This is a genomic window from Streptococcus parasanguinis, assembly GCF_964238605.1.
GTDB classification, from domain to species: domain Bacteria; phylum Bacillota; class Bacilli; order Lactobacillales; family Streptococcaceae; genus Streptococcus; species Streptococcus parasanguinis_AJ.
In genome coordinates, this window is sequence record NZ_CAXSMM010000017.1 from 20,708 (window position 1) to 27,502 (window position 6,795).

The window sequence follows — 6,795 nt, forward strand, 5'->3', positions numbered from 1 at the left end:
TGTCCTTTCTAGTTATTTCTATTTTTAATGTTGATCTTGAGTTTCCCACTCACTCTTCAGCAAGCCATATCTCAAATCATCACAGCGGTTGCCTTGAGCATCTTTGCGGTCTCTTATGCGAGCTTCGAGGGTAAAACCAAGTTTCTGAGCGACTCGTCGACTTTGGACATTGTAGCCAAAGCAAGACAATTCTATCTTGTGAAGTCCCAATTCTTCAAAAGCTAGATCAATCAAAGCACGCGCCGCTTCAGGCACATAGCTTCGCCCCCAATAGTCTGGGTGCAAGGTATAGCCAATTTCCAGCACATCATCTTCGTGGCGATGGTTGAAATCAACTGAGCCGATAACTTTATCCGTCCCTTTGACCACAATTCCATAGCCTGCTGGGAGATTATCCTTTTGATTGCGCTCAGGAAGGATATGCTCTAGATAATAAATCTCGTCTTCCAAGGTCTTGACGGGTGGAAAACCTGCTGGGTAAGAAACTTCTGGGAGACTAGCGTAGGCATAAATATCCTCTACATCCGCCACTGTTCGGACTCGTAAAACCAGACGCTCCGTTTCGATTCGTTCTGGCAGTTCAGCTCTTATCATTCTTCTTCCTCGCTTTCTTGATAAAGCTTCCCATGGGATCGACTCGATCATCCAGATAACGATAAACGCGCTGATGGCCGTCCCCCATAAAGTAAGTCGGCGCAAAACGGTCATTTTTAAAATGCCCCTTGTCATCTAAGAGCTCTGTATCAGCCAGTCGCTCAAGAATCTTAGCAAAGATATGGCAGATGCCATCTTCCTCGATAATTCGATCTACCTGGCAATCCAAAACGACTGGACAAGCCTCTAAAATCGGAGCCTGGGTCCGTTCAGAAATCTCGTAGTCAAGCCCCAGGTGTTTCAATTTCTCCCGATGGCTGATAAAGCCAGCTTGTTCCATCTCAAGCATGAGTTTTTCGTCAGGGATATTCACAGTGAACTGTTGATAATGCTTAATCTGATCAGCCGCATTTTCCTCAGCACCAACACCGATGACCAGCCAATCTCCCAAGCTATAAGAGGAACTGCAGGTCGTGATATTGTTCCCAAAGTTCTGGTCCTGATACCCCAAGATGAAAATCGGAAAGCCATAGTAGAGTTTGCTGGTGTTAAAAGATTGTTTCATGACAAGCTCCTTCAGCTAGGGTTGCAAAAGAAAAATCGCCCCTGTCATCAATCTGACAGGGACGAATGTGTTGATCCGCGGTACCACCCAATTTCGGGCAATGCCCGCAACTTTATTTATTTCATTTTCATCCATTAGCAACTAGTTTTGACACATTTGTGGACTTCTCAGCACCGCCACTTTCTGTAAAATGTGGGATTCAAAACACCTCTAATAGGTTCATTTTAGCAAGTTTTCCTTGAAATAGCAAGAAATCATAAAAGCGATTATTTAAATTTAACGCCTAGTTCTTTCAATTTCTTGATTGTAGCTGGGCCGATTCCTTTAAGGGCCAACAACTCTTTTTCTGTCCAGTTTGCGAAGTCCGCAACAGAGCGAATACCTTCATCATAGAATGTTTGCGCACGATCAAGTGCCACACCTTCCAAACTTGCAGCAAATTCTTCCACTGAAGAAGCCGCTTGTTTCACTTCTTTCGCCACTGCTTTTGTAGCTTTCTCAACCTTTTTAGGTGTTTCTTTCACAGCTGCAGTTACAGTTGCGACAGCTTTTTTCAAAAGATGTCTATTTTGATGTTTGTATTGTTTCGCACGGTTTACGTTCTTCTTTGCCATTTTTCCTCCTAAATTCAGTGATCAATTCCTAAGGCAACAAGGTTTCATCACTATCATTCCATTCAAAAATCCGTTGATGTCATTTCAACTTTTTTATTGTATCACAATCCCCTAAAAAATCAAGTCATTGCTCAATTTTCAGGTAAATCTAGCTAGTAAAACGCCTTCAATAAGGTGTTTTTAATATTTTCTTTCACCAAAGAGGCCATCTGGTAAATCATGAAATCCTTTTCCAGCATGGAAATTTTCAAACTTCCCTTGCAAGAACTGATAAGCGTCCAAACGGCTTTCATAGCGAATCATGGCGATTTTAGCTCGTTCATCCTGGTCTTCCTCAAAAACCTTCTTACTCTCTTCGAGAGCCATTTCATTGATCATGACTTGGGTCTTGATCCACTCCTCAAACTCCTTCATAAACTCTGTTTCGTAACTCATCTTTACTCCATTCCTCTATAAAAATCCGTATCGATCTCTCGATAAGGTTGAATGTCCTGAACATATTCCAAGACACCTTGGAAGTCTCCAGCTTCATCACGCACGGCTGCATAGGTAACATGGACAAATTTCCCACGCGATTCTGATTTGAACCACATTTCATACTTGTCTTTTTTCCCTTCACGAAGCCCCTGCATGATGGCTTTGACCTTCTCCAAATATTTCGGTGGGTGACACAGCTCAACATTGCGTCCTACCTGCGATGGCGTCCTCTTAAAAATCATTTCCTCAAAAGGCGCAGCATCATTGTAATATTGGAAAATATCATCCTTATTGACAAAGGTGATCTCCATTGGTAACTGGTTCAAGATTAAATTCGCTTGCTCCACTGACAAATAGCCATTACCAAACGGTTGAGGTTGGTTGCGATCGAAGTTCTCTTCTTTTTTCTTAGGGGTGAAGGTAATGGTCAACTGCCCCTCAGGAGTCTCAATGACCTGACGGTGCTCATCTCCTTTTGAAGAAGGAAGTGGTTCAGTTGAACCTTCTGACTCTTTCGACGCTTCCTCCTTGAAGTCCACACGTTTCGGCACCCATTTCTCACTTGGGAGAATAATGGCATAACCATAAGCATCACTTTCTTCTGCAATGGAGAGCCAGTCATCCTGGGTAAAGGCCTCCAGCAAAATCATCAAGAGGATCGACTCTTCCTTGAAGATCATGCCCTCAAACTCTTGCGCAAATGCTTCAAAATACTCTTTGACTTCTAAGATACCAGAATCCGGTAGTTCCTTAGCCACGTCCAAGGCTTTCGCAAAGAGTTCCCGAATCTGGTCATCCACCCCCCACATCACTTTCGGAGGTGAATCATGGCCATATTTTTCCATAATCGGAAACATCAGTTCTTCCTTACGACGGTAATGCCGATCAAATTGACCCACTAAGCCAAGCTGACGTAAGAGGCCTTTGTGAATCTCCTGGATCATCTCAGGATCTTCCGTCGTCTCATAGTTATCCAGCAAGCGACGGACCCGCATCATAGCGGCACGAAGGGCTAGGTTCTCCTGTTTAAAGATCTGAACCGGATGACCTGGATGGTCAGTATCTGCCACTTCGACCCCTTGAACCGCATTCTTAAAGAGATTGGCATGGACATCACACAGCTCCATAACATCTTCAAAAGTAACCCCTGCATCTGAATTCATCAGTTCATGCTCCATAAGAGAGATCTCAATCGCAGAAACCCCTGCAAAAGTCGCATCAAACCGTTCTTGAACCGACTCAGGGGAAGCTCCATGATGAAGCTCTAATAAGATATCTCTTAAGACATGAATTCGTTCATCACTCATTAGTCTAGCCCCACTACTTCATAGCCATTAGCTTCTAGCGTTCGCACAATCTTCTCCATCGGGGTACCTTCTAATTTTGATCCTTGTTTCAAGGAAACCTTGCGCCCAACTGTATTGCGCATGATGGGATTGGCTAAAGGTTTAAAGCCCAACTCCACCAACAAGTCCAATACTTCCGGATGTTGATCAATGACTTGAGCCACTGGAATCGATACATCAATAACATTGTCCATTTTCCTATTTCCTTTACTCATTTCGTTCATTTTCACTTCTTCACTAACTTCACGACAGCCTCTGTCCTTGCCGTATGTGGAAACATGTCCACTGATTGAATGTATTCAACCCGATAAACCTTTGTCAAAGCTACCAAATCCCTTGACAAAGTCGATACATTACAAGAGACATAGACCATCTTGTCAGGTGCATAGTGCAATAAGGTCTCGATCAATTTCGCCCCTAAACCCGTACGGGGTGGATCCACAATGACTGCATCTGCTCGATAGCCTTCTTTGTACCAACGAGGAATAATTTCCTCAGCCGTCCCAGCTTCATAGTGGGTATTATCAAATCCCATCCGTTTAGCATTGTATTTGGCATCTTCAATCGCTTCAGGAATGATATCCATCCCCCGAACACTTTTCACTCTATTAGCAAAAGCAAACCCAATCGTTCCAACCCCACAGTAGGCATCTATCAAGTGATCCTCTGGAGAAACATCTAAAGCCTTAACCGCCTCACTATACAACACCTCAGTCTGCTCTGGATTCAACTGGTAAAAGGCTCGAGGAGAGAGGGAGAATTCATAATCCAAAACGCCTTCAAGAATAGCCTCTTCACCCCAAATAATCTGTGTTTGTTCGCCATAGATTTCACTGGAGCGAGACGTATTTTTATTAACAGCAACGGTGACAATCTCAGGGTGTTTCTTGACCAAGTCTTCCACTAAATCCTTTAAATTAATCTGCCGACTGGTGACTACAATGATCTGAACTTGACCAGACTTCCGAGCTCGTCGAACCATCATAGTTCTGACACCCAGTTCTTTACGCTCATCAGCAATCGGAATCTGATAGTAAGTCAATAAATCCGCAAGATCATTGGCAATCGCTTGAATAACCGGATCTTGGACCAAACAATCTTTTAATTCTACCAAATAATGTGAATTTTGAGCATAAAGCCCCGCCTTGACCTGGCCCTTGAATTTCCTTGTTTGGAATTGCAATTTGGCCCGATAGTAAAGAGGCTCCTGCATTCCGATTGTTGGCCGAATGTCATACTGTTCAAAGCCCTCAGGTGAGAACTTTTTCAAGGCTTGTTGCAATAAATCTGTCTTAAACTCCAGCTGCTTGTCATACTTCAAATGCATAATTTGACAGCCCCCACAGGTCTCATAAATATCACACATGGGTGTCACCCGATACTTAGACGCCTTATTCACAGATAAGAGTTTGGCTTCCGCAAAATTTTTCTTGACACTTGTAATTTGGCAGAAGATATCTTCTCCCTTCAAAGCCCCAGGCACAAAGACAAGTGTTTTTTTATAAAAGCCAATTCCTTCTCCGTTAATTCCCATTCGTTTAATTTTCAAAGGAATTTTTTGTTTTACTTTAACGTTCATATCCCTATCTTAACACATTTTTCGGTATAATAAAAACATGAAAATTACAAAACTAGAAAAGAAAAAAAGACTCTACCTCCTTGAGTTAGATAACGATCAAAAACTATATATTACGGAAGACACCATCGTCAAATATTTCCTTTCCAAAGAGAAAGAAATCAGTGAAGAAGAACTACAAGAAATCAAAGAATTTGCACAGTACTCTTATGGTAAAAACCTGGCCCTTTACCATCTTTCCTTTAAAGCTCGAACAACAAAAGAAGTCCGAGACTACCTTACAAAATATGAGATTGAAAGTGAGATTATTGATAAAGTTGTCCAACACCTAAAAGAAGAAAAGTGGTTAGATGATCGTCAATATGCCAGAAACCTGATAGAGGCCAACCTCCTCAGTGGCGATAAAGGCCCTATCTTATTACAACAAAAAATTCAACAAAAAGGGGTCCCAAAATCTATCCTTCAAGAAATTCTTGCTGACCATGATTTTACAGAAGTTATCAACCGTACCGCAATAAAACTCCAAAAGAAATACCAAGGAAAATACCCATTAAAAGCCATTGAAACGAAAATCATCCAAGGACTCATTTCAAAAGGTTTTGCATACAACCAAGCAAAGATTGCATTCCAAAATCTTGAACTAGAAGCAGATGAAGAAACAACCAATGAGCTCATCCTAAAAGAGTTAGAAAAACAATACCGTAAATACAGTAAAAAATATGAAGGTTATGACCTAAAACAACGTTTAACCCAAGCACTAGCCAGAAAAGGGTACGATTATAGTGATATAACATCAGCCATTAGAGAATTTTTAGATTCATAAATACCCATTCAAAAATCAAATTGAAAATAAAATAGAAAAATAAGAAAAAAATTAAAAAAATATGTTACAATATAGAGGATATACTTAGATTGTAGAAAGTTGGTAAGTTATGAAACTACCTAAAGAAGGCGACTTTATTACAATTCAAAGTTATAAACATGATGGCAGTTTACACCGTACATGGCGTGACACCATGGTATTAAAGATAACCGAAAATGCAATTATTGGAGTAAATGATCATACACTTGTTACAGAAAGTGATGGCAGACGTTGGATCACTCGTGAACCAGCAATCGTTTATTTCCATAAAAAATATTGGTTTAACATCATCGCCATGATACGTGACAATGGTGTGTCTTTCTACTGTAACTTAGCAAGTCCTTTTCACATCGACCAAGAGGCCTTAAAATATATCGACTATGATCTCGATGTCAAGGTCTTTACAAATGGTGAAAAGAAATTGTTAGATGTTGAAGAATATGAGCAACATAAAGAAAAAATGCACTATTCAGATGACATTGACTATATTTTAAAAGAAAATGTAAAAGTACTAGTAGATTGGATAAACCAAAACAAAGGTCCTTTTTCAGAGGAATATATCAAAATATGGTATAACCGTTATGTTGAACTGCGAAATAAATAAAGTTGGAAAGAGCGCAAGCTCTTTTTTCTTGTAAATTATAAAAAAAAATCTAATGACATCATTAGACTCTTTTGATATACTATCGGGAAGACAGGATTCGAACCTGCGACACCTTGGTCCCAAACCAAGTACTCTACCAAGCTGAGCTACTTCCCGA

Annotated in this window: 9 protein-coding genes and 1 tRNA gene; 2 read left to right on the plus strand and 8 right to left on the minus strand. The window is 40.8% G+C overall.

Features of this window, described 5'->3' with window-relative positions; genetic code table 11:
* Nucleotides 1-24: 24 nt before the first annotated feature.
* From ACESR9_RS09900 to rlmD, 7 genes are all read right to left on the minus strand, one after another.
* Nucleotides 25-594 (minus strand): GNAT family N-acetyltransferase, encoded by a 570-nt coding sequence (locus ACESR9_RS09900; protein WP_373106402.1) that lies wholly within the window; start codon nt 592-594, stop codon nt 25-27.
* Entirely contained in the window at nt 581-1,159 is a 579-nt protein-coding gene (locus ACESR9_RS09905) for a flavin reductase family protein (protein WP_373106403.1), read from the minus strand. Before ACESR9_RS09905 ends, ACESR9_RS09900 begins: the two co-directional genes overlap by 14 nt.
* Nucleotides 1,160-1,425: 266 nt before the next feature.
* Complete coding sequence (locus ACESR9_RS09910) at nt 1,426-1,773, minus strand: helix-hairpin-helix domain-containing protein (RefSeq protein ID WP_021152722.1); 348 nt, start codon at nt 1,771-1,773, stop codon at nt 1,426-1,428.
* A gap of 180 nt (nt 1,774-1,953) precedes the next feature.
* Nucleotides 1,954-2,208, minus strand: a complete 255-nt coding sequence (locus ACESR9_RS09915) for a DUF1912 family protein (RefSeq protein ID WP_021152721.1) — start codon at nt 2,206-2,208, stop codon at nt 1,954-1,956.
* Nucleotides 2,209-2,210: 2 nt separating this feature from the next.
* Nucleotides 2,211-3,557, minus strand: coding sequence for a DUF438 domain-containing protein (locus ACESR9_RS09920; protein ID WP_373106404.1), 1,347 nt, complete (start codon nt 3,555-3,557; stop codon nt 2,211-2,213).
* Nucleotides 3,557-3,790: a DUF1858 domain-containing protein gene (locus tag ACESR9_RS09925; protein WP_003005810.1), complete on the minus strand. Its 234-nt coding sequence runs from the start codon at nt 3,788-3,790 to the stop codon at nt 3,557-3,559. The genes ACESR9_RS09920 and ACESR9_RS09925 overlap by 1 nt, the downstream gene beginning before the upstream one ends.
* A gap of 32 nt (nt 3,791-3,822) precedes the next feature.
* A complete protein-coding gene (gene rlmD, locus ACESR9_RS09930) occupies nt 3,823-5,175 on the minus strand; it encodes a 23S rRNA (uracil(1939)-C(5))-methyltransferase RlmD (protein WP_373106405.1) in 1,353 nt (450 codons plus the stop codon).
* Nucleotides 5,176-5,212: 37 nt separating this feature from the next.
* On the opposite strand from rlmD, the gene recX reads away from it, so the two are divergent.
* Together recX and ntdP are read left to right on the plus strand one after the other, a co-directional pair.
* Complete coding sequence (gene recX, locus ACESR9_RS09935) at nt 5,213-5,995, plus strand: recombination regulator RecX (RefSeq protein ID WP_373106406.1); 783 nt, start codon at nt 5,213-5,215, stop codon at nt 5,993-5,995.
* 109 nt (nt 5,996-6,104) lie between these two features.
* Nucleotides 6,105-6,638 (plus strand): nucleoside tri-diphosphate phosphatase, encoded by a 534-nt coding sequence (gene ntdP / locus ACESR9_RS09940; RefSeq protein WP_373106407.1) that lies wholly within the window; start codon nt 6,105-6,107, stop codon nt 6,636-6,638.
* Nucleotides 6,639-6,720: 82 nt separating this feature from the next.
* Here ntdP and ACESR9_RS09945 read toward each other — a convergent pair.
* Nucleotides 6,721-6,794 (minus strand) — tRNA-Pro (locus ACESR9_RS09945).
* Nucleotide 6,795: the final 1 nt, after the last annotated feature.